The 20,707-nt window shown below is 69.4% G+C and carries 18 protein-coding genes; 3 read left to right on the top strand and 15 right to left on the bottom strand.

Going from position 1 to position 20,707, the window contains the following annotated elements; translation table 11 throughout:
• Positions 1-16: 16 nt before the first annotated feature.
• Genes nadE through AC1RVW_RS12625 form a run of 4 tightly spaced genes read right to left on the bottom strand, consistent with a single transcriptional unit; the run spans position 17 to position 4,644 of the window.
• On the bottom strand, positions 17-874 hold the full coding sequence (nadE, locus tag AC1RVW_RS12640) for an NAD(+) synthase (RefSeq protein WP_081268296.1): 858 nt from the start codon (positions 872-874) through the stop codon (positions 17-19).
• Positions 875-899: 25 nt separating this feature from the next.
• Positions 900-2,069: a phospholipase A gene (locus AC1RVW_RS12635; protein ID WP_409194792.1), complete on the bottom strand. Its 1,170-nt coding sequence runs from the start codon at positions 2,067-2,069 to the stop codon at positions 900-902.
• The gene (locus tag AC1RVW_RS12630; RefSeq protein ID WP_493200238.1) at positions 2,066-2,545 is read right to left on the bottom strand and encodes a hypothetical protein; all 480 of its coding nucleotides are present in this window, start codon (positions 2,543-2,545) and stop codon (positions 2,066-2,068) included. The genes AC1RVW_RS12635 and AC1RVW_RS12630 overlap by 4 nt, the downstream gene beginning before the upstream one ends.
• Complete coding sequence (locus AC1RVW_RS12625; protein WP_081268299.1) at positions 2,542-4,644, bottom strand: ATP-dependent helicase; 2,103 nt, start codon at positions 4,642-4,644, stop codon at positions 2,542-2,544. The genes AC1RVW_RS12630 and AC1RVW_RS12625 overlap by 4 nt, the downstream gene beginning before the upstream one ends.
• A 112-nt stretch (positions 4,645-4,756) precedes the next feature.
• Between AC1RVW_RS12625 and AC1RVW_RS12620 the strand changes: the two genes are divergently transcribed.
• Entirely contained in the window at positions 4,757-5,776 is a 1,020-nt protein-coding gene (locus AC1RVW_RS12620; RefSeq protein WP_493200236.1) for an AEC family transporter, read from the top strand.
• A 12-nt stretch (positions 5,777-5,788) separates the two neighbouring features.
• On the opposite strand, the gene AC1RVW_RS12615 is transcribed toward AC1RVW_RS12620, so the two are convergent.
• Positions 5,789-6,478 (bottom strand): hypothetical protein, encoded by a 690-nt coding sequence (locus AC1RVW_RS12615; protein WP_493200234.1) that lies wholly within the window; start codon positions 6,476-6,478, stop codon positions 5,789-5,791.
• Between the two features lie 270 nt (positions 6,479-6,748).
• Here AC1RVW_RS12615 and AC1RVW_RS12610 point away from each other — a divergent pair, with 270 nt between their 5' ends.
• Entirely contained in the window at positions 6,749-6,958 is a 210-nt protein-coding gene (locus AC1RVW_RS12610) for a hypothetical protein (protein WP_081268301.1), read from the top strand.
• 22 nt (positions 6,959-6,980) lie between these two features.
• Here AC1RVW_RS12610 and AC1RVW_RS12605 read toward each other — a convergent pair whose 3' ends face one another.
• The 8 genes from AC1RVW_RS12605 to AC1RVW_RS12570 all read right to left on the bottom strand — a co-directional run bounded on the left by AC1RVW_RS12605 (position 6,981) and on the right by AC1RVW_RS12570 (position 17,526).
• Positions 6,981-7,868, bottom strand: coding sequence for a hypothetical protein (locus AC1RVW_RS12605; protein ID WP_493200232.1), 888 nt, complete (start codon positions 7,866-7,868; stop codon positions 6,981-6,983).
• A gap of 76 nt (positions 7,869-7,944) precedes the next feature.
• Positions 7,945-10,047: a primosomal protein N' gene (locus AC1RVW_RS12600; RefSeq protein WP_493200271.1), complete on the bottom strand. Its 2,103-nt coding sequence runs from the start codon at positions 10,045-10,047 to the stop codon at positions 7,945-7,947.
• 456 nt (positions 10,048-10,503) lie between these two features.
• On the bottom strand, positions 10,504-11,613 hold the full coding sequence (gene hemE / locus AC1RVW_RS12595) for a uroporphyrinogen decarboxylase (RefSeq protein ID WP_106935854.1): 1,110 nt from the start codon (positions 11,611-11,613) through the stop codon (positions 10,504-10,506).
• Positions 11,614-11,660: 47 nt separating this feature from the next.
• On the bottom strand, positions 11,661-13,001 hold the full coding sequence (locus AC1RVW_RS12590; protein ID WP_081268305.1) for an MFS transporter: 1,341 nt from the start codon (positions 12,999-13,001) through the stop codon (positions 11,661-11,663).
• An 84-nt stretch (positions 13,002-13,085) separates the two neighbouring features.
• Positions 13,086-13,694 (bottom strand): class I SAM-dependent methyltransferase, encoded by a 609-nt coding sequence (locus tag AC1RVW_RS12585; protein ID WP_493200230.1) that lies wholly within the window; start codon positions 13,692-13,694, stop codon positions 13,086-13,088.
• The gene (locus AC1RVW_RS12580; RefSeq protein ID WP_493200228.1) at positions 13,694-14,386 is read right to left on the bottom strand and encodes a thioredoxin family protein; all 693 of its coding nucleotides are present in this window, start codon (positions 14,384-14,386) and stop codon (positions 13,694-13,696) included. Before AC1RVW_RS12580 ends, AC1RVW_RS12585 begins: the two co-directional genes overlap by 1 nt.
• 94 nt (positions 14,387-14,480) lie before the next feature.
• Entirely contained in the window at positions 14,481-16,709 is a 2,229-nt protein-coding gene (locus AC1RVW_RS12575; protein ID WP_493200226.1) for a protein-disulfide reductase DsbD family protein, read from the bottom strand.
• Positions 16,710-16,752: 43 nt separating this feature from the next.
• On the bottom strand, positions 16,753-17,526 hold the full coding sequence (locus tag AC1RVW_RS12570) for an alanyl-tRNA editing protein (protein WP_081268308.1): 774 nt from the start codon (positions 17,524-17,526) through the stop codon (positions 16,753-16,755).
• 131 nt (positions 17,527-17,657) lie between these two features.
• Between AC1RVW_RS12570 and AC1RVW_RS12565 the strand changes: the two genes are divergently transcribed.
• Complete coding sequence (locus tag AC1RVW_RS12565; RefSeq protein ID WP_216639220.1) at positions 17,658-19,046, top strand: PQQ-dependent sugar dehydrogenase; 1,389 nt, start codon at positions 17,658-17,660, stop codon at positions 19,044-19,046.
• A gap of 6 nt (positions 19,047-19,052) precedes the next feature.
• Here the strand turns inward: AC1RVW_RS12565 and AC1RVW_RS12560 are convergent, their stop codons facing one another.
• Both AC1RVW_RS12560 and AC1RVW_RS12555 read right to left on the bottom strand, forming a co-directional pair.
• Entirely contained in the window at positions 19,053-19,622 is a 570-nt protein-coding gene (locus AC1RVW_RS12560; RefSeq protein WP_493200224.1) for a GNAT family N-acetyltransferase, read from the bottom strand.
• Positions 19,623-19,652: 30 nt separating this feature from the next.
• Positions 19,653-20,663 carry a zinc-binding alcohol dehydrogenase family protein gene (locus AC1RVW_RS12555; protein WP_493200222.1) on the bottom strand — a complete coding sequence of 337 codons (1,011 nt, stop codon included), beginning with the start codon at positions 20,661-20,663 and terminating at the stop codon, positions 19,653-19,655.
• Positions 20,664-20,707: the final 44 nt, after the last annotated feature.

The following is a 20,707-nucleotide window of genomic DNA, read 5'->3' as shown; positions in this document are numbered from 1 at the left end:
AGAGTGGCCGCCAGCTTCAGCCGAGCGCGGCGGGTGCCGGGGGCTCGACGGGCAGCGCGCGCTTGTGTGCGCTCTTGCGGTGCGTCGACAGGATGATTGCGCGCGCCTCGGCCGACACCGGCTTGCCTTCGAGGAAATCGTCGATCTGCTCGTAGGTCACGCCGAAGGCGTCTTCGTCGGGCTTTCCCGGCACCAGCGACTCGAGGTCGGCCGTGGGCACCTTGTAGACCAGCGAATCGGGCGCGCCCAGCAGCTGCGCCACCGCGCGCACGCGGCGCTTGTTCAGGCCGGTGAGCGGCGTGATGTCGGCCGCGCCGTCGCCGAACTTGGTGAAGAAGCCCATCAGCGCCTCGGCCGCGTGATCGGTGCCGATGACGATGCCGTCGTGCGCGCCGGCCACCGCGAACTGCGCCACCATGCGCTCGCGCGCCTTGATGTTGCCGAGCACGAAGTCTTCGTGCGCCGCGTCGCGGAAGCTCAGGTCGCCGGCCTTCAGCGCGGCGAGCATGCCGTCGGCCGCGGGGCGGATGTCGACGGTGATGGTGCGGTCGGGCCTGATGACGGCGAGAGAAGCCTGCGCCTCGGCTTCGTCCTTCTGTACGCCGTAGGGCAGGCGCATGGCGATGAAGGTGGCGTCATGGCCGGTGGCGCGCAGCTTCTCGACCGCGCGCTGCGCCAGGCAGCCGGCGGTCAGCGAATCGACGCCGCCGCTGATGCCCAGCACCAGCGTCTTCAGGCCGGTCTGCTTCAGGTAGCTTGCGAGAAAGTCGACGCGGCGCTCCAGCTCGCGGGCGGCATCGAAGACGGGCGCGACATGCAGCGCCGCGATGATCTCGCGCTGCGTGTCGTCGACGGGGGTGAGGTCTGCGCTCATTGGTTTTGTCTGCGTAAGAAAGAGGTCAGAAATCCACGAGGCTGAGGCCGATGCTGAGCACCGTGCGCTTGCGGTTGTAGTCCACCAGCGTGTCGCCGTAGCCCGAGAACAGCTGCGTGTGGAAGCGCAGGTTGCTCTTGGTCGGATCGCCGATGGCCTTGAGCCACTCGAGGCGGATCGAGCCGCGGCCGCTGTCGCGCAGGTTGTTGCGCACGGTCACGGCCAGCTGGTTGTCGCGGTCGAGGTTCCAGCGGCCTGTGACTTCGGCACGGCCGATGTAGTCGGCGATGTCGGGGTTGTCGTCCTTGGCGGCGCTCTCGGAAATGCGCTTCCAGATGCGGCCGGTGATGGTGAAGCGGTCGTCCAGTTCGGCGCCGCCCATCAGGTAGACGCGGTTCCAGCTGCGCGACAGCGGCAGGCTCTGGCCGTTCGACTGGTGCACGATGCCCAGGCCCGAATAGCGCCAGCGCCATCCGCCGGGCAGCTTGAAGTCGGTCGGGTAGACATACATCAGCTCGGGTTCGTGGTCGGTGGTGCGGAACGGCCGCGAGATGGCGCCGTTGAACAGCTGCCAGGTCGACTGCTGGGTGTAGGCGAACCACAGCGAGTCTTTCCTCACCGGGTCGCCCTGCGTGAGCAGGCCCTGGGCGAGCTTGGTGCGCACCGACAGGCCGATGCGCATCTCGTTGGCCTGGTAGGCGACGGGCTGGCCGGTGTGGTCGGGCGACGGCGAGGTGGGCGTCTGCGGCTTGTTGGTGGCGGCCGAGACCGACACGGTGAGCGGCCGGTAGCCGCGAAAGCCGAAGGTGCCGCAGTCGGTGGCGTTCTCCAGCTCCCAGAAGCGCGACAGCGCCGAGTACTGGCGGTCGCGGCAGCCTTCGGTGGTGGCGACCGAGACCACGCGCGTGGCCGGGATCGTGCCGTCCACCGGCGGCTGCGTGCTCGCGAGCACCGGCGGCGCCACGGGCACCGACACCGAGGGCAGCGTCTGCTGCTGCGCCCAGCGGTCGAAGCAGGCCAGCCGCGCCTCGTTGTTGGCGCCCAGCGCGGTGCACTGCTGCCAGGTGAGCTGCGAATCGGCCAGCGGGCTCGCGGGCTTGTCGACGGCCTGCGCCTGCGCGCCGGCGGCGCCGCCCAGGCAGGCGGCCAGGGCGGCCAGCTCGCGCAGCCGGATGTGGGGTCGTTTCGTCGTCATGGCTTTTTTTCCTCTGGGGCGGCGGTCTTGCTGAGCACGAACGGGTGGGTGCTTTCATCCGTGGCGTCGCGCCACGTTCCTCTGAATTCGCGGCCGCAGGAGCCCTTCTGCAGCTTGCCGGACCAGACGCCGCTGATGGCGCGGCCGTCCTGCGACTCGTCGATGGAAAGCGCGCCCTCGTCGTCCACGTCGCCGGCCAGCTGCGCGATGCGCGCCTTGCCGGGACTGGCGCCGTTGCGCGTGATGGTGCCGCGCACGCCGTCGTAGTCGGGGTGCTTGCCCAGCTGCACCACGGCCGCCTCGGGCAGGCCGTCGAAGCGTGCTTCCCAGCGTCCGTAGAGCGACTGCAGCGGCAGGTCGCGCGCGTCGGTGGGGCAGTCGGGGTTGCCGCGCCCGGTGGCGCAGCCCGACAGCGCGAGCACGGCACCGGCCAGCAGCGCGGCCGGCATCGCGGTCTTGAGTTTCGTCGTCTTCATGATGATGCGGCGGCGGCCGCCTTGGCCGCGCTGTCCTGTGCCTTGCGCGCGAACTCGGCGCGCAGCGCCTTGAGTTTCTCGCGCGGGTCTTCCCGGGTGGTGGCCTTGTCCAGGCCCATCTCGGCGATGAAGCGGCTGGGCACGCAGGGCACCATCTCGCGGCCCTGCTTGCGCTTCTTGGTCCAGCTCACCGCCAGGCTTCGCTGCGCGCGCGTGATGCCCACGTACATCAGGCGGCGCTCTTCCTGCAACCTCTGCAGCGTGTCTTCGCTGACCTTCTGCTGGCGGCCGTTGTCGTCGTCGAGCTTGAAGGGCAGGAGGCCCTCGCTCACGCCGATCAGCATCACGTGCGGCCATTCGAGGCCCTTGGAGGCGTGCAGCGTCGAGAGCGTGACCACGTCCTGGTCCTGCTGGCGCTCGCTGATGGTGGACAGCAGCGAGATGGTCTGCGCCACCTCGAGCAGGCTCTTGCGTTCGGTCTCGATGGTGTTGTCGGCGCCCGAGGTGTCGTCGATGGTGCCGCCGGCGCGCTGCGACATCCAGTCGACGAACTCCAGCACGTTGGTCCAGCGCGAGGCCGCGGCCGACTCGCTGTCCTCGCCGTCGTAGAGGTGCTTCTCGTAGTCGATTTCCTTCAGCCAGTCGAGCATGAAGGTGCGCGAGTCTTCCGCGCCCATGGTGCGGCGCGCGCGGTATTCCAGGTCGTTGATGTAGCGGCCGAACTCGTGGATGCCTTCCAGCGTGCGCTTGGGCATCACGCTGGGCAGCGACGGGCTGAACAGCGCCTCGAACAGGCTCAGCTTGTACTGGCTGGCGAAGGTGCCCAGGCTCGCCAGCGTGGTGTGGCCGATGCCGCGCTTGGGCGTGGTGATGGCGCGCAGGAACGCCGGGTCGTCGTCGTTGTTGACCCACAGGCGGAACCAGCCGCACAGGTCCTTGATCTCGGCGCGGTCGAAGAAGCTCTGGCCGCCCGACACCTTGTACGGGATCTGCGCCTTGCGCAGCGCCTGCTCGAACACGCGCGCCTGGTGGTTGGCGCGGTACAGGATGGCGAAGTCGCGGTATTCCTTGTACTGCTTGCCCTGCGTGGTGGCGTCGCCCGCGCGCAGGCTGACGATGCGCGCCACGGCGCGCTCGGCCTCGTGCTGCTCGCTGTCGGCGTCGACGATGCGCACCGGCTCGCCTTCGCCGAGTTCGGAGAACAGCGTCTTGGGAAACAGCTTGGGGTTGGGGCCGATCACGTTGTTGGCCGCGCGCAGGATGGCGCTGGTGGAGCGGTAGTTCTGCTCCAGCTTGATGACCTTGAGCGTGGGGTAGTCGACCGGCAGCTTGCGCAGGTTGTCCAGCGTGGCGCCGCGCCAGCCGTAGATCGACTGGTCGTCGTCGCCCACCGCGGTGAAGTGGCCGCGCTCGCCGGCCAGGGCCTTGAGCACTTCGTACTGGGTGGCGTTGGTGTCCTGGTATTCGTCCACCAGGATGTGGCCGAGCGCGGCCTGCCACTTGGCGCGCACTTCGGGGAATTCGTAGAGCAGCTTCAGCGGCATGCCGATCAGGTCGTCGAAATCGACGCTCTGGTAGGCCTGCAGCCGCTCTTCGTAGCGGGCCATGATGCGCGCGGTGATGCGCTCGTTGTCGTCCACCGCGGCGGCCTCCGCCTGCGCGGCGTTCAGGCCCATGTTCTTCCACTTGCTGATGGTCCACTGCCAGATGCGCGCGGTGGCGATGTCGGTGGTGCCGCCGGCGTCCTTCAGGATCTTGGTGACGTCGTCGGAGTCGAGGATGCTGAAGGCCTTCTTCAGGCCCAGCACCGCGCCGTCCTCGCGCATCATGCGCACGCCCAGTGCGTGGAAGGTGCAGACCACGACCTTGCGCGCGTCCTTGCCGATCAGGTCCTTGGCGCGCTCGCGCATTTCCGCGGCGGCCTTGTTGGTGAAGGTGATGGCCGCGATCCGCTGGGGCTCGAGCCCCGACTGGATCAGGCGTCCGATCTTGTGAGTGATCACCCGCGTCTTGCCCGAGCCCGCGCCGGCGAGCACCAGGCAGGGACCGTACATGTAGTTGACCGCTTCGAGTTGCGCGGGATTGAGTCCGTGAGACATTGGGGAGAGAAAGAGCCGGAAAACGCCCTGGGGAAGGGCATGCGCAAAGCGGGCAATGATACGGGGACGGCCTTTCCCGGGGTTGTAGGCCGGTGCCCCCGACAATCGGCATGTGCTGCCTGTATTTCTTGTTACTTTCCCTTTCTTCGCGTTAATCGCCGCCGGTTACGGCGCCGCGCGCGCCCGCATCCTGCCGCTGGACGCGATACCCGGCCTGAACGCCTTCGTGCTCTATTTCGCGCTGCCCTGCATGCTGCTGCGCTTCGGCGCGGGCACGCCCATCGGGCAATTGCTGGACGGCAGCGTGGCGCTGGTCTGGGGCCTGGGGGCGCTGGCCGTGGTGGCGGGGGTGGTGGCGTTCACGCGCAACGCCCGCGTCGGCTGGAACGACGCCGCATTCGGCGCGCTGGTGGCGGCATTCCCGAACACCGGCTTCATGGGCGTGCCGCTGCTGGTGGCGATCCTCGGGGCGCAGGCTGCGGGGCCGATGATCATCGCGATCGCGTTCGACATGGTCGTCACCTCGTCGCTGTGCATCGGGCTGTCGCGGCTCGACGGGGTGGGGGCGGGCGCGGCGGGCGGCGCCACGCAGGCGGCGCGCAAGGCGCTGCGCGGCATCCTGGTCAACCCGATGCCCTGGTCGATCCTGCTGGGCGTGCTGCTGTCGGCCGCGCGCTGGCAACTGCCGGGGCCGCTGGAGCGCACCGTGGCCATGCTGGCCGATGCCGCGTCGCCGGTGGCGCTGTTCACCATCGGCGCGGTGCTGGCACGCTCGGCGCTGCTGGCGCGCGAGCACGACGCCAGCGCGGCGGTGGCCGAGGCGCTGGGCACCGGCGTGCAGCCCGCGCCCAGGGCGCCGTGGGGCGACGTGCTGCCCGTGGTGGCGGTGAAGCTGCTGGTACACCCGCTGCTGATCTGGGGGCTGGGCCTGGGCGCCATCGCGCTGGGGCTGCCGCTCGCGCCCGCCGCGCTGGTGGTGATGGTGCTGGTGGCATCACTGCCGAGCGCCAGCAATGTGTCGATGCTGGCCGAGCGCTTCGGCGCCGACAACGGCCGCATCGCCCGGATCATCCTGTGGACGACGGTGGTGGCGTTCTTCAGCTTTCCGCTGGCGGTCGGCCTGCTCCACTGAGCCGGCGGGGCGCTAGGGCGTCAGCACGCCGAGCTTGTACGGGTCGGCATCGGGCAGGCGCTCGCATTTGGAGAAGTCGCGGCCCTGCGTGCCGTCGCAGTAGTAGGTGTTGTAGATGCGGCCGAAGAGCGACGGGCTGGCCGTGAAGAGCACGCCGTGCTCGGGCTGCCAGTTGTCCCTGGGCGGCTGCACGCTGGCTTCCACCGGCGCGGCCGGTGCATCGGCAGTGGTCGCCGCCGCCGTGGTCACGACGGCGGCCGTGCCGGGATTGGGGGCGGGTGTGAAGTCGGCCAGTGTCTTGTGGGCTTCGTCGCCGCGCCAGCGCACCGCGAGTTCGGCCGCGGTGGGCCGCGCCGCCACCGGCAGCATGATGCCGTTGACCTGCAGGCCGTAGCCGAAACGGTGCGTCTTGCCCGCCAGAAAGGCATAGGCGCAGGCGGCCATGCACTGGCCCCGCACCTCGGTCTGCACGCCGCTGGCGCGGATGGCGTCGGCAAAGGCGCCGGCCGCTTCGGCGGTGCCGCCGAACGAGTCCTCGAAGACCACCGTGCGGACCGTGCCGCTGCCCAGTCGTTCGTTGAATTCCTGGATCGCGCTGCCGTCGAGCGTGCCCGACACCACCAGCCGGCTGCCCTGCAATTCCAGCTCGGCCGCGGATGCCGTGGATGCGCCGACGGCGCAGGCGAGGGACGCCAGGGACAAAACCCAACCAGAGACAGATGGCGGTTTCACGTCGACCCCCTTGCAATGAGCGAGCAAATTTGAATGCGTATTCCGCGCGGAGTTCGTGCGTTCACGCTGTAACAGCTTGAGTAGCGGCACGGCTTCCCGTCAATCTTTTTTTCACAAATTTGCGGGTAAGCCAGGGGTTGGCCGTAAGGCATAGCGGCGTCTACTGCTTCAGTTGAATGCTTGAGTTTGCAGAACCGCTGCTACAGTGGTTGCAAGTCAAAGATGTGAATGGGGCGCGCTATGGCAATACTGGTTCGCATCCTGTTGTGGTTCGTCTGGCTCGCCAGCGTGGGCTGGTTCTGGCATGCCGGCAAGTTCGGCACGGCCACCGCCATCGCGCTCGCCGCGCTGAGCCTGGTGGTGTTTGCCTGGCCGGTAAGCATCGCCCGGCGCCGTCATGACGAGCTGCGCTACGTCGACATGGGCAAGGAGCCCACGGGCTACCACTGAAAATCGCGGTTTGTTGGTTTTTTCAGGACGCCGTGCGCAGGCGTTCGAACTCGCGGCGCTTCATTGCCAGGTAGTCGTCGCGGTCCATTTCGTGCAACTGCTGGGCGTATTGCTCGGTCGCATCGAACCACGCGCCCAGGCGCTGGTCGAGCTGGCCCGGCGCAGGGGCGTCCAGGTAGCTGTCGATCGCCAGGTAATAGCGCATGGTGTTGCGCTCCACCACTCCTCTCACGCCGCCGATGTAGGCGCCGCCCTGGCCCTGCTTCGTGAAGCCCACCTTGTCGCTGCCCAGCGTCGCCAGGTAGCCCTTCATCGCGAAGCGCGCGGCGGTGCCGTAGGCATAGGCATAGCTCAGGTGGATGGCGGTCTTGCCGTTGTCGGCCGGCGCGGCCTCCAGCACGATGCTGTAGTCGTGCGTGGAAAGCGGGCCGTCGGCCGCGCTCAGGCGCACGTTCAGGTAGCCGGCGTCGGTCTTGGCCAGGCTGTAGTCGAAGGCGATCTTCTGGGTGTCCGACAGCGGCTGGTCGAACTTGCGCCCGACGGCCAGCTCGATCTGGCTGCCCCCGTTTCTCACGGCGCAGCTCTTGGTGTTCAGGTGCAGCATCAGCACCTGGCACCAGGCGGCGGGCGTGCGCAACGCGCCGTTCACGCTGTTGAAGGGATGGTCCACCAGCGCGTAGATGTCGCCGCTCAGCCGGTCGGAGGCCTCGTTCGATTCGATGGCCAGCGGACGCTTGAAGGCGTTGCGCGCCAGCTGCGGCGCCAGCGCCTGGAGCTTGTCGCGCAGTGCGCTCGCGTCCCCGGCCGGCGCGGCCGTCTGCGCCGTTGCCATTGCGGGAGCCAGCGACAGTGCCGCCGCCAGCAGCATGGCCAGCAGCGGAAGGCGGCGGGCCGTGTTCGTCGTGTTCATGATCCGGTGGGCGGAATGGGTGTTCATACTTGGCACCTTGGGCGCGCGCGGCGGACGGCCTTGCAGGACAACTCGCTCAGATGCTGTGCGGATCCACGTCGACCAGCCAGCGGATCACGCCTTTTCCCTCCGGCGTGCGGCGCAGTTCGTGCAGCAGCGGCTGCCAGGCCGCCAGCAGCTTCTGCAGCGCCGCGCGCGAAGGGCTCTCTATCAGCATCTGCGCGCGCTCCACGTTGGCCACGCGCTGGATGGTGAGCGGCACCGCCGGATAGCGCGTGACCAGGTCCGCGCCCGGCAGCGCCTCGGCCTGGTCGGCGGCGATGTTCAGGAAGGCCTGCGCCACCGACTGCTCGCGCGCATCGGCCCGCAGCAGCGCCTGGAACGCGAACGGCGGCATGCCGGCGGCGCGGCGCTCGTCGAGCTGCTGCTGGGCGAACACCGCGTAGTCGTGCCTGCGCAGCGCCATGAACAGCGGGTGGTGCGCATGGTGCGTCTGGATCCACATCTCGGCTGTCGCGCCCTGCGCGGCGAGGTAGGCGGCGTCGCGGCCCGCGCGGCCGGCCGACTGCATCAGCAGGCTGAACAGCCGCTCGGGCGCGCGGAAGTCGCTGGAGAACAGCGCGCCGTCGGGGTTCACCGCGGCCACCAGCGTGATGCGGCGGAAGTCGTGGCCCTTGGCGATCATCTGCGTGCCGACCAGCACGTCGACCTCGCCCGAATGCACCGCCGCCAGCTGCGATTCGAGCGCGCCCTGCTTCTTGGTGCTGTCGGCGTCGATGCGCGCAATGCGCACCGCGCCGCCGTCGGGCCGCTTCACGGCGGCGAACAGCTCGGCCAGGTGCTCCTCGAGCCGCTCGGTGCCGCGGCCCACGGGCGCGATGTCGGGGTTGCCGCAGGCCGGGCAGGCGCGCGGCACGCGTTCGGTGAAGCCGCAGTGGTGGCAGCGCAGCGTGCGGTCGATCTTGTGGAACACGCGGTAGGCGCTGCAGTGCGGGCATTCGCTCTTCCAGCCGCAGTCGCCGCAGGCCAGCACCGGCGCATAGCCGCGCCGGTTCAGGAAGATCATGCTCTGCTCGCCGCGCGCGATGCGCTGGCCGATGGCATCGAGCAGCGCGCCCGAAATCACCGTCTTGGGCGGCTGCAGGTTCATGTCGACCAGCCGCACCGCGGGCAGCTCGCCGGCGCCGATGCGCGAGGGCATGGCCAGCCGCACATAGCGCCCGCCCGGGTCGTCGCCCTCGGCGGGGCGGCTCTGGTGCCAGCTCTCGAAGGATGGCGTGGCAGAGCCCAGGATCACCTTCGCGCCTTCGCGCTGGCCGCGCCACACCGCGAGGTCGCGCGCCGAGTAGCGCGCGCCTTCCTGCTGCTTGTAGCTGGGGTCGTGTTCCTCGTCGACCACGATCAGCTTGAGCCCCGGAATCGACGCGAACACCGCCATGCGCGTGCCCAGCACGATGCGCGCCGCGCCGCTGTGCGCCGCCAGCCAGCTCGCCAGCCGCTGCGGGTTGGTCATGCCGCTGTGCAGCGACACCACCGCCTCTTCGCCGAAGCGGGCCTTGAAGCGGGCTTCGAGCTGCGGCGTGAGGTTGATCTCGGGCACCATCACCAGCGCCTGCGCTTCGGGCTCGCGCGCCAGCAGGTCGGCCACGCAGCGCAGGTAGACCTCGGTCTTGCCGCTGCCGGTGCTGCCGACCAGCAGGAAGGTGCCGCCGGCGGCGGCCTCGATGCGCTCCAGCGCGGCGGTCTGCTCGGCGCTCAGCGCGATCAGGTTCGCCGATTCGGCCGTCTCGGCCACCGGTCCGGCCGTGGTCTTGCGCTTGAGCCGGCGCGCCAGCTGCGTCGTCGTCAGGTCGCGCAGCTGCGGCGGCAGGGCGGCCAGCGCGATCTCGCCGATGGAGCGCTGGTAATAGCGCGCGGCAAAGGCCACGAGGTCGCGCCAGGCCTCGCCCAGCGGCGCCAGCGCGTCGAGCGCCGCGCCCACGGGCTTCAGCGCCATGTCGGGCTCGGCGCCTTCCAGCGAGACCGGCTCGTTCCAGACCACGCCCAGCACTTCGCGCTTGCCCAGCGGCACCCGCACCAGCGTGCCGGGCGGCATCGGCTCGGCGCCGGCGTAGCTCAGCAGGTCGCCCAGCGCGGCATGCGCGGGCGTCTGCACCGCGATGTCGAGCCGCCATGGCAGGGCCGGCGGGCTACCGTTCGTCGGTTGGCTTGTCCCGTCGAGGGGGAGGGCGGCGGTGGCGATTCGAGGTCCTTCTTGGCAAGGTTTGTTAATGCGGCTTTGAGCAAATCCGCTTAAGTTGTTGATTCTTCTGGGCTTTGGGCGCCATCCAGAGTTTCTGTGGATAACTTTGTTGACAAGCGGGCTCGTTACGTCGGCGAGCCTTGAAAATCAAGGCTCTCGCTGGATTGCCCGGAAAAAAAGCAAAAACCAAATCCTATATAAATCAATGACTTAGCGTCGCTATCGCTTTGGGAGCAAACAAGGTGCGCCCCCGGACAATCTTGCGCAGTGCAGCACGGGTTTTGTGCATAAGTCAGACCCATATGCCGTTTTTGCGCTTGACAAACGGCCGCGAACCGACTTTTCGGACGCCGGGCGTCCGCACCGGCAAGCTCCCGCTCGATGACAGCCGTGTTAACCGCGCATGGCGCGCGAGTGGGCATGCACTGCCTTCACCAGCGCCGCCACATGTTCCGGCGGCGTGAACTGGCTGATGCCGTGGCCCAGGTTGAAGATGTGCGTCGGGCCCTGGGTGCCGCGGTCGGTGTGGGGCTTGCCGAAGGCGTCCAGCACCTTCGCCACCTCGGCTTCGATCTGCGCGGGCGGCGCGAACAGCACGTTCGGGTCGATGTTGCCCTGCAGCGCCTTGGCCTTGCCGTCCGTGCCCTCGGCGACCTGCTTGCGGGCCGAGGCCAGGTTCACGGTCCAGTCCACGCCCAGCACCTGGCAGTCGAGCTCGCGCATGGCGTCCAGCCACAGCCCGCCGCCCTTGGTGAACACGATGCGCGGCACCGGCTGGCCGTCGGCGCCGTTGCGCTTCAGGCCGGCCAGCACGCGCGCGGTGTAGGCCAGGCTGAATTCCTGGAACGCGCCGTCGGCCAGCACGCCGCCCCAGCTGTCGAACACCATCACGGCCTGCGCGCCGGCGTCGATCTGGGCGTTGAGGTAGGCGGCCACCGAATCGGCGTTGACCGCGAGGATGCGGTGCATCAGGTCGGGGCGGCCGTACAGCATGCTCTTCACGAGGCGGTAGTCGCTGGAGCCCGCGCCTTCCACCATGTAGCAGGCCAGCGTCCACGGGCTGCCCGAGAAGCCGATCAGCGGCACACGGCCGTTCAGGGCCTTGCGGATCGAGGCCACGGCGTCGAACACGTAGCGCAGCTTTTCCATGTCGGGCACTTCGAGTGCGGCCACCGCCGCTTCGTCGCGCACTGGGCGCGCGAAGCGCGGGCCTTCGCCGGCCTCGAACGAGAGGCCCAGGCCCATGGCGTCGGGCACCGTCAGGATGTCGGAGAAGAGAATGGCCGCGTCGAGTTCATAGCGCGCCAGCGGCTGCAGCGTGACCTCGGTGGCGTAGTCGGTGTTGGTGGCCAGTCCCATGAAGCTGCCCGCCTTGGCGCGGGTGGCCACGTATTCCGGCAGGTAGCGGCCGGCCTGGCGCATCAGCCAGACGGGCGTGTGGTCGGTGGCCTGGCGCCAGCAGGCTCGCAGGAAAGTGTCGTTTTGCAGTGGGGCGAAGGGCATTGCGACATTGTCGCAGGGCACCCCGTCCCTGGCCGGACCGGTGCTGCTCAGACCACCGGCACGCGCCGCGCGTCCGCCGGGTTCAGGTTGCGGCGGTACAGCACCAGCGTCGCGATCAGGCCGCACACCGCGGCGGCCGTCATCCACAGGCCCGGTGCGCCCTTGTCGCCGGTCATCTCGATCAGCCCGGTGGCGATGGCCGGCGTGAAGCCGCCGAACACCGCGGTGGCCAGGCTGTATGCCAGCGAGAAGCCGGCCGTGCGCACGTTCACCGGCATCACCTCGGTCAGTGCCACCACCATCGCGCCGTTGTAGCTGGCGTAGAGGAACGACAGCCACAGCTCGACGGCGAGCATGCGCGCGAAGCTCGGCTCGCCGACCAGCCACTTGAGCGACGGGTATGCCGTGAGGATGGTCAGCACCGTGAACAGGATCAGCAGCGGCTTGCGGCCCACGCGGTCCGACAGCGCGCCCATGATCGGCAGCCAGATGAAGTTGGAGATGGCCACGCACAGCGTGACGATCAGCGCGTCGGTGGTGCTCAGGTGCAGCACGGCCTTGCCGAAGGTGGGCGTGTAGACGGTGATCAGGTAGAACGACACGGTGGTCATCGACACCAGCATCATCCCGGCGAGCACCAGGCCCCAGTTGGCAAGCATCGACTGGAAGATCTCGCGCGCGTCCGGGCGGTGCTTGCGCGCCATGAACTCCTCGGTCTCCTGCAGCGAGCGGCGGATGATGAACAGCACCGGCACGATCAGGCAGCCCACGAAGAAGGGCACGCGCCAGTAGAAGTCGCCGATTTCCTGCGAGGTGAAGGTCACGTTGAGCCAGTAGCCGAGCGCTGCCGCGACGACGATGGCCACCTGCTGGCTGGCCGACTGCCAGCTCACGTAGAAGCCCTTGTGGCCCGGCGTGGCCATTTCCGACAGGTACACCGACACCCCGCCCAGTTCCACGCCGGCCGAGAAGCCCTGCAGCAGCCGGCCGATCAGCACCAGCACCGGGGCCGCGAGGCCGATGGTGGCGTATGAAGGCACGCAGGCGATCAGCAGCGTGCCCAGCGCCATCAGCGCCAGCGTGACGATCAGGCCCTGGCGCCGGCCGACGCGGTCGACGTACGCGCCCAGGAAGATCGCGCCCAGGGGCCGCATCAGGAAGCCGGCGCCGAAGGTCATGAAGGTCAGCATCAGCGAGGCGAACTCGTTGCCGGCCGGGAAGAACGCCTTCGATATCTGCGTGGCGTAGAAGCCGAACAGGAAGAAGTCGAACATCTCCATGAAATTGCCGCCGGTCACGCGCAGGACGGTGGCGAATTTGGAGGAGCTTGCGGGCGAAGCGTGCGCGGCGGCAGTGCCCTTTTGCGCGGTGGAAGGCGCGGGATTCATCTCGTTGTCCCCTGTGGCATGTGTATCTGCCGAGGGTAGGCCGGGCTTCCCGACCGCTGCCTGACTGCGCGGGTCAGGTAGCTGTCACGCGGGGCGCTGGAGGACCAGGAAACTCCAGCGCACGTCCGCGCGGCCGAGCATGTCCTCGCGCTCGCCCAGGAAGCGCTGCCGCAGTCCGTGCCGGTCCGCGAGTTCGGCGGTTTCCCGGGGGGAGACGTCGAACATCCGCCGGCCTTCGGGCACGGGGCCGTGGCGCAGCGACATTGCGACCTGGCCGCCTTCGGCCACCAGCGCTGCCAGGGCTTCCATGGCCGTGGCGCGTTCGGCGGCGTCCAGGTGCATCCACACGGCGGTCAGCAGGATCAGGTCGTGGCGCACGTCCAGCGCCCGCGTGCGTTGCAGGCCGGGCAGGTGGTCGTCGATCCACTCGATGGGCAGCGCGGCGTGGCGGCGCATGCCTTCGGCGCGCAGTTCGGGCGTGGGCTCGACAGCCACCACCCGGTGCCCCAGCGCGGCGAGCGCGGCGGCGTCGCGCCCGGAACCCGCGCCGATGTCGAGCACCCGGCCCGGCGCGCGGGGAAACAGGTGCAGCACTTCGCGGTGCACGTCTTCGAAGCGCAGGCTTTCGTACTGCTGCGCCAGCACCGCGGCATTGGCGCCGTAGCCGGCCGTTCCCCCGACTTCGCTCGTCATCAGGTCTTGTACTTGATCGAACAGCCGTAGGGCCGCGTGCTGGCCGACGATATGGGCTTGCCGCCGAAGGCCTCGCCGAGCGCCTGGTTCACGTAGTTGGTCGCGGTCTTGATGTCGTCGGGCCGGGCCGAGGCGATGCTGTCGATGCCGCCCGCATACACCAGCGTGCCCTTGGGGTCGATGATGAAGATGTGCGGCGTGGTGCGCGCGCCGTAGACCTGGCCGATGAGGCCGTCTTCGTCCATCAGCACGGCGGTGGGCGCGGCCTTCTGCGACTTCATCCATGCGTCCAGCGCATCGGGCTTCAGGTAGTCGCTGGCGGCGCGCTCGGTGGAATTGATGGCGAGCCAGACCACGCCCTTGTCGGTCGCGGCCTTCTGCGTGGCGGGCATGTTGCCGCTGCCGTAGTGCTTGCGCACGAAGGGGCAGCCGGGGTTGGTCCACTCGAGCACCACGAACTTGCCCGCGAAGTCGGACAGCTTGTGCTTGGCGCCGGTGGTGTCGACGGCGACGAAATCGGGCGCCTGCTGGCCCACTGCGGGGGCGGCGACGGCATTGGAACCCATGAGGAAGGTGGCGCCCAGCGCCACGGCCGCGGCGACGACCGCGCGGCGGGATGCCCGGCTCAGGGCGGCGCGGGCTTGGCGCGCGGCACGAAGGGAACGCGAGTCTGTGGTTGGCGAAAGAGACATGGCCAGCTTGAACTCCAAAACAAAATTCCAAACAACAGCTGCAGCTTAGAACGGTTTCTTCAAGTGGATGTGACAACCCATGTCATGCCGGTGGTCAAAGCGCGGCGATGGCGGCGCGCACTTCGTCCTTGCCCAGGATCTCGGTCAGCACCACCGGCGGCTTGCCCGGCGCCTGCAGCACGTACACCGGCACGCCGCTGCGGCCGAGCGCGGTGAGCGCCGCCGTGATGGCGGGGTCGCGCCGGGTCCAGTCGGCGCGCAGCATGGCGACCTTCTTGGCGTCGAAGTCGGCCAGCACCTGGGCATCGGCCAGGGTGCTCTTCTTGTTGTACTGGCAGGTCACGCACCAGGCGGCGGTGAAGTCGATGAACACCGGCCGGCCCGCGCCCGACAGCTCGGCCACGCGTTCGGCCGACCACGGCTGCCAGCGCTGCGGCTGGCCGGTGCCGTCCGCCGCGGCCAGCCGGGCGGGCTCAACGACTTGCAACACATTGCGGCCGATGGCGGCGGTCAGCACCGCGGTGAAGGCGATCATCACTGCCGCGATCACGATCCGCGTGCGGCCCCGCAGCGTGAACGCCCAGACGATGGCGGCCATGCACACCAGCAGCGCCAGCAGCGTGCCGGCGCCGTCGATGCCGCTTTGCTGGCCCAGCACCCAGACCAGCCACGCCACCGTGGCGAACATGGGGAACGCGAGCAGGCGGCGCAGCGTGTGCATCCATGGTCCCGGCTTGGGCAGCAGGCGCGCCACGGCGGGGACGAAGCTGGCGGCCAGGTAAGGCAGCGCCAGCCCGAAGCCCAGCGCCGCGAACAGCAGCAGCGCCTGGGCGGCGGGCAGGCCGATCGCGAAGCCCAGCGATGCGCCCATGAAGGGCGCGGTGCAAGGCGAGGCGATCACCACTGCGAGCACGCCGGAGAGGAAGTCGTTGGCCAGCGGATGCTTGGCCTGGGCGCTGCAGATCGACGACGGCGCGGCGCGGCCGAACTCGAAAACGCCCGCCAGGTTCAGGCCGATCAGCGTGAACAGCGCGGCCAGCGCCGCCACCACGCCCGGCGATTGCAGCTGGAAGCCCCAGCCCAGCCCGGCGCCGGCAGCGCGCAGCGCCAGCATGGCGCCGCCCAGCGCGAGGAAAGACAGCATCACGCCGCCCGTGTAGGCCAGCCCGGCCCGGCGGTGCGCGCTGTCGTTGCCGGCCTGCCGCGCGAAGCCCAGCACCTTGATCGCGAGGATCGGGAACACGCAGGGCATCAGGTTGAGCAGCAGGCCGCCGAGCAGGGCGCCCAGCAGGGCGGCCATGAAGGTGGTGGAAGAAGGGGCGGGCGCTTCGGCGGGCCTGGCCGCATTGGTTGCGTTGGCTGCGTTGGCGGCCAGCGCGGCCTGCAGCGCCGGCGACACCTCGGCGCGCGGTGCCGCGGTGGCGGGCCAGTTGCCGCTGACCGGCGCCTCGGCGCGCCATGCGACGGGCTGGCCGGCCTGCCGGTCGGCTTCGGCCAGCGCCACCACCACCGGCATCACCGTGGGGCTGGCGCTGCGCTGGTCGGCCAGCGGAATGGTGGCGGTCCAGGTGCCGCCTTGCCAGGACTGGGTCCAGTCCTTGCCGGAGACGGCCGCAGTGCGGATCACCTCAGGTGTCTCGGGGAAGAAGCCCAGCGTCTTGCCCTGTGCGGCGGCGGGCAGGCCGTCGAGGCGCACCTTCAGGTTGTGGCCGTCGACTTCCACGGCGCCGGCCTGGGCCAGCGGCTGCGGCTGCGCGGCCTGCGCGGTGTCGAACTCGGCCTTGTGCAGCGCGGTCGAGCCCTGCAGCGGCAGCGACAGCGAGAAGGTGCCTTCCTCCGGAATGCACTCCTTGCGGCAGACCAGCCAGGATGCCTTGAGCTGGATGTCCATGGCCGGCGTGCTGCCGCCCAGCGCCATCGGCGGCTTGTAGAGCGTGGACACCTCCAGCGGCACCGGCAGCAGCACGGTGTTTTCGTAGCCGTAGTTGGCGAGGTTGCCGACCGGGATCTTCTCGGGCACCGGCCACGCGATCTCGCCGGTCGACACGCCGGCCGGCAGCGTCCACGTCATTTCGGTGGGCAGGCCCGAATCGCCGGCGTTCTTCCAGTAGGTGTGCCACTCGGGCTGGTGCGTGATCTGCAGGCCCACCCACACCGGGCTGCCGGGCGCCACGCCGTCGGGGGCATGGGCGATCAGCTCGGCCCGCACGTGCGGGGTTGTCACCACCGCGCCCGGCTTGGAAGCCAGCTGCGCCGCGGCCGGCATGCTGGCTGCGGCGGCTGCTATCAGAAGCGTAGCGAAATGGATGCGCGAAAAAATCATGCCGAGGGTCGGAGCGATCTGCGGGGGTGAAGTTCCGGGCGGTTCAAGCGGCCGCTGCCGCCGAAGGCGCCCAGCCCAGCACCACCCGGCGGGTGTTGGCGCTCTTCTTCTCAATCTTGGTGACGATCACGGCGCCGATCTCCGCGGTGTTTGCAACATGCGTGCCGCCGCAGGGCTGGAAGTCGATCCGGTCGGCGCCCTCATTGCCGCCGCCGATGCGGATGGTGCGCACCGTGCCCGTGCCGCGCGGCGGCTGCACGCTCATGCTCTTGACCAGCGCCGGGTTGGCGTCGAGCTCCTCGTCGGTGATGGCGCCCACGGTCAGCGGGTGGGCCGCCTCGACCAGCCTGGCGAGGCCGGCGGTCAGCGCTTCCTTGTCGAGCGGGTCGGTCATGTGGAAGTCGATGCGCGCGTACTCGGGCGTGATGGAGCAGCCGTTCACCGGCACCGGCACGAGGTGGCACATCAGGTGGGAAGCGGTGTGGAAGCGCATCAGCCGGTGGCGGCGCTCCCAGTCGAGCCGGGCGGTGACGGCGTCGCCGGGCTTCAGCGCGGCCAGCAGGCCGGCCTGGCCCTCGGCCGGCACATGGATGAATTCGTTCGTCGGCTGGCCTTCTTCGTTCTTTGCCTTGCGGGTGTCCGCAATGGCCAGTTCGCGCCCGTCTGCCAGCACCAGCACGCCGGTGTCGCCGGCCTGGCCGCCGCCCAGCGGATAGAACACGGTGCGGTCCAGCACGATGCCGGTGTCATCCATGCGCAGGATGCGGGCTTCACATGTGCGCAGGTAGGCGTCGGCGCGGAACAGGTCTTCGGTCATCCGGCGATGGTAGCGGCGATGCGCCAATGAGGTGCGCCCACGCCATAAAGCGCCCACGACCGACACCGGCCGCGCCAGCCGGCCAGCGATGATCCGACCGCCATGCGGCATCGGCCGCTCAAGGAACACGCATGAAGGCACCGCAGCAAGTACCCACCCGCACCGCATCGCCCTTTTCTTCCGCCTCTCCCGCCGTGGCAGTCCTGGCCGTGGGCGCCGCGCTGTTCCTCGCCGGCTGCGGCGAATCCGCCAAGCTCCCGCCGGAAGTCACGGTCGGGCCGCGCCCGCAGCTGGCCGAGCCGAACAAGACGCTGATTCCCACGGTGAACGTCGCCCCCGCGGTCGGCTGGACGGACGTCGCCATGCCGACGCCGGCCGAGGGCCTGAAGGTCACGGCGCTGGCGCGCGGGCTCGACCATCCGCGCTGGGTCTACACCCTGCCCAACGGCGACATCCTGGTGGCCGAGAGCAACAAGCCGCCCAAGCCCGGCGGCGGCGCCACCGACGGCGGCGACGGCCCCGTCGCCAAGATCCGCAACTGGGTCATGGGCAAGGTCATGGGCCGCGCCGGTGCCGGCGTGCCCAGCGCCAACCGCATCACCCTGCTGCGCGACGCCGACGGCGACGGCGTGGCCGAGGTGAAGCAGGTCTTCATGACCAACCTGATGTCGCCCTACGGCATGGTGCTGGTGGGCAACGAGCTCTTCATCGCCAACGCCGATGCGCTGGTGAAGGTGCCCTACACCGAAGGCCAGACCTCCGTCAGCGCCAACCCCACGCTGGTGACGCAACTGCCCGCCGGCATCAACCACCACTGGACCAAGAACGTGATCGCCAATGCCGACGGCAGCAAGCTCTACGTCACGGTCGGCTCCAACAGCAACATCGGCGAGAACGGCCTTGCCGCCGAAGAGGGCCGCGCCGCCATCTGGGAGGTCGACACCAAGACCGGCGAGAAGCGCATGTTCGCCAGCGGCCTGCGCAACCCCAACGGCATGGGCTGGGAGCCGGAAACCAAGGTGCTGTGGACCGTGGTGAACGAGCGCGACGAGATCGGCAGCGACCTCGTGCCCGACTACCTCACCTCGGTGAAGGACGGCGCCTTCTACGGCTGGCCCTGGAGCTACTACGGCGGCATCGTCGACGCGCGCGTCACGCCGCAGAACCCCGCCATGACGGCCAAGGCCATCGCGCCCGACTACGCGCTGGGCTCGCACGTCGCGCCGCTCGGCATGGTGTTCTCGCGCCCGGGCGGCATGCCCGAGCAGTTCGCCAGCGGCGCCTTCATCGGCGAGCACGGCTCGTGGAACCGCAAGCCCAAGTCGGGCTACAAGGTGGTGTTCGTGCCCTTCATCGGCGGCAAGCCGAGCGGCCCGCCGGTCGACGTGCTCACCGGCTTCCTGTCGCCCGACGAGAAGGCGCAGGGCCGCCCGGTGGGCGTGGCGCTGGACAAGAGCGGCGCGCTGATCGTTGCGGACGACGTGGGCAACGCCGTGTGGCGGGTGTCGAAGGCCAAGTAGCTTTCTTCAGCGCCGCGGCCGGGTGATGCGGTAGAGCCGGTGCCGGCGCAGCGGGTGGCCCTCGGGCACCAGCGGGTGGTCGAACGCGCCACCCACGTCTTCATGCATGCCGATGCGCTCCATCACCGCCGCCGAGCGGGTGTTGTTCCAAGCGGTGAAGGCGACGATCTCGTCCAGCGCCAGCCGCTCGAACCCCACCTGGAGCGCTCCGCGCGCCGCCTCGCTCGCGAAGCCCTGCCCCCACCACTGCCGACCGAAGCGCCAGCCGATTTCCACGCACGGCGAGAACGGCAGGTCCGCCAGCGGCGAGTTCAGTCCGGTGAAGCCCATGAACGCGCCCGACTCGCGGTGCTCCACGGCCCAGAAGCCCCAGCCGTTCGCGGCGATGCGCGCCTTGATGCGTTCGACCATCGCATCGCTGTCGGCGCGCGTGGGCAAAGGCAGCAGGAACGCCATCACCTGCGGGTCGCGGGCCAGCTCGAAAAACGGCGCGAGATCGCTCTCGCGCCATTGGCGCAGGCGCAGCCGCGCGGTTTCGAACTCGATGGGGTGGGCACGGGCTGCAATGTCGTTCATGCGCCCGATTGTGCTGGCTCTGTCGTGGGCTCAGAAGCCCGCCAGCACCACCTTGCCCTGTGCCTTGCCGCTCTCGATGAGCGCATGCGCACGCCGGAGGTTCGCCGCGTTGATGGTGCCGAAGCTCGCGTTCGCCGTGGTGCGCACGCGGCCCGCGTCGACCAGCGCCGCCACCTCGGCCAGCAGCGCGCCTTGCTCGGCGATGTCCGGCGTCTCGAAGCGCGAGCGCGCGAACATCATTTCCCAGTGCAGCGAAATGCACTTGGTCTTCAGCGGCATGGCGTCGAGCATCTTCATGTCGTCGATCACCGCGAGCTGGCCCTGGGGCTTGAGGCTTTCGATGATCTGCGCGTAGTGCTGCTCGGTCTGGGTGAGGCTGGCGACCATGTCGACCTCGCCGATGCCCGCCGCCTTCAGCTCTGCCGCCAGCGGCTTGGAGTGGTCGATGACGGTGTGCGCGCCCAGCGCCAGGCACCATTCGCGCGTCTCGGCGCGCGAGGCGGTGGCTACCACGCGCAGTTTGGTGAGCTGGCGCGCCAGCTGGATCAGGATGGAACCGACACCGCCCGCGCCGCCGGTGATGAGCAGCGTCTGGCCTTCGCCGCCGCCCTTGGGCACCTGCAGGCGGTCGAACAGCAGTTCGTAGGCGGTGATCGTGGTCAGCGGCAGCGCGGCGGCCTGCGCGTCGTCGAGGCTCCGGGGCGCGAGGGCGGCGATGCGCTCGTCGACCGCATGCAGCTCGGCATTGGCGCCCGGGCGGATGATCGAGCCGGCGTAGTACACGCGGTCGCCCACCTTGAAGTTCTTCACGCCGCTGCCGACCGCCTCGACGGTGCCGACGGCGTCCCAGCCCAGCACCTTGGCCTGGCCGGCTTCCGGCGCGGCGTTCTTGCGGACCTTGGTGTCCACCGGGTTGACCGACACCGCCTTCACGCGCACCAGCAGGTCGCGCGGGCCGGCCTGGGGCGCGGGCAGCTTGATGTCCTGCAGCGATTCGGGGTTGTCGATGGGGAGGGGCTGGTAGTAGCCGACGGCTTTCATGGCAATGGCCTTTCAGTGACGATGCGTCGAATGTAGGATCGCAA

Source organism: Variovorax sp. MPBD4-3, from assembly GCF_058809745.1.
The sequence above is the reverse complement of the archived record's forward strand: the minus strand, read 5'-3'. Positions and strand labels throughout refer to the sequence as shown.

Coding starts and splice junctions, on each gene's coding strand:
- nadE (WP_081268296.1), bottom strand. CDS start 874: ATGAGCGCAGACCTCACCCCCGTCGACGACACGCAGCGCGAGATCATC.
- AC1RVW_RS12635 (WP_409194792.1), bottom strand. CDS start 2,069: ATGACGACGAAACGACCCCACATCCGGCTGCGCGAGCTGGCCGCCCTG.
- AC1RVW_RS12630 (WP_493200238.1), bottom strand. CDS start 2,545: ATGAAGACGACGAAACTCAAGACCGCGATGCCGGCCGCGCTGCTGGCC.
- AC1RVW_RS12625 (WP_081268299.1), bottom strand. CDS start 4,644: ATGTCTCACGGACTCAATCCCGCGCAACTCGAAGCGGTCAACTACATG.
- AC1RVW_RS12610 (WP_081268301.1), top strand. CDS start 6,749: ATGGCAATACTGGTTCGCATCCTGTTGTGGTTCGTCTGGCTCGCCAGC.
- AC1RVW_RS12605 (WP_493200232.1), bottom strand. CDS start 7,868: ATGAACACGACGAACACGGCCCGCCGCCTTCCGCTGCTGGCCATGCTG.
- hemE (WP_106935854.1), bottom strand. CDS start 11,613: ATGCCCTTCGCCCCACTGCAAAACGACACTTTCCTGCGAGCCTGCTGG.
- AC1RVW_RS12590 (WP_081268305.1), bottom strand. CDS start 13,001: ATGAATCCCGCGCCTTCCACCGCGCAAAAGGGCACTGCCGCCGCGCAC.
- AC1RVW_RS12585 (WP_493200230.1), bottom strand. CDS start 13,694: ATGACGAGCGAAGTCGGGGGAACGGCCGGCTACGGCGCCAATGCCGCG.
- AC1RVW_RS12580 (WP_493200228.1), bottom strand. CDS start 14,386: ATGTCTCTTTCGCCAACCACAGACTCGCGTTCCCTTCGTGCCGCGCGC.
- AC1RVW_RS12575 (WP_493200226.1), bottom strand. CDS start 16,709: ATGATTTTTTCGCGCATCCATTTCGCTACGCTTCTGATAGCAGCCGCC.
- AC1RVW_RS12570 (WP_081268308.1), bottom strand. CDS start 17,526: ATGACCGAAGACCTGTTCCGCGCCGACGCCTACCTGCGCACATGTGAA.
- AC1RVW_RS12565 (WP_216639220.1), top strand. CDS start 17,658: ATGAAGGCACCGCAGCAAGTACCCACCCGCACCGCATCGCCCTTTTCT.
- AC1RVW_RS12560 (WP_493200224.1), bottom strand. CDS start 19,622: ATGAACGACATTGCAGCCCGTGCCCACCCCATCGAGTTCGAAACCGCG.
- AC1RVW_RS12555 (WP_493200222.1), bottom strand. CDS start 20,663: ATGAAAGCCGTCGGCTACTACCAGCCCCTCCCCATCGACAACCCCGAA.